Annotated in this window: 2 tRNA genes and 1 rRNA gene; all 3 read right to left on the minus strand. The window is 48.1% G+C overall.

Annotated features, from left to right (window positions below):
* Positions 1-177: 177 nt before the first annotated feature.
* A tRNA-Ala gene (locus tag ACJ8J4_RS24725) sits at positions 178-253 on the minus strand.
* Between the two features lie 38 nt (positions 254-291).
* Positions 292-368: transfer RNA gene (locus ACJ8J4_RS24730), tRNA-Ile, on the minus strand.
* Between the two features lie 74 nt (positions 369-442).
* Positions 443-549 (minus strand): 16S ribosomal RNA (locus ACJ8J4_RS24735); the annotation flags it as partial.

Here is a 549-nt window from a genome sequence, read left to right on the forward strand (position 1 = left end):
GCTGCAAACATTTGAGAGACTCTATGACAGGTTACTCTTCATCCCAATACGTCTACGGAGGGATAAATTTCAGCCGTCATGTTTCAATTTTCAGCTTGTTCCAGATTGTTAAAGAGCAAAATACTTCGCAGCATACTGTCGCCAATATACTCTGAAGTATTGAAATACCGGACTATATGGTGGAGCTAAGCGGGATCGAACCGCTGACCTCCTGCGTGCAAGGCAGGCGCTCTCCCAGCTGAGCTATAGCCCCATACAGTCACGTGCAGTACCTTTTCCACTTCGAAGAAGTGGTAGGCCTGAGTGGACTTGAACCACCGACCTCACCCTTATCAGGGGTGCGCTCTAACCACCTGAGCTACAAGCCTATAAAGGTATTTCTGCTCGTTACTTTCTATCAGACAATCTGTGTGAGCACGCCACTCGAATCAATATCTTTAGGTAAGGAGGTGATCCAACCGCAGGTTCCCCTACGGTTACCTTGTTACGACTTCACCCCAGTCATGAATCACAAAGTGGTAAGCGCCCTCCCGAAGGTTAAGCTACCTA

Origin of the sequence: Serratia sp. CY47280 (assembly GCF_052168655.1) — a bacterium.
Lineage (GTDB): Bacteria > Pseudomonadota > Gammaproteobacteria > Enterobacterales > Enterobacteriaceae > Serratia > Serratia bockelmannii.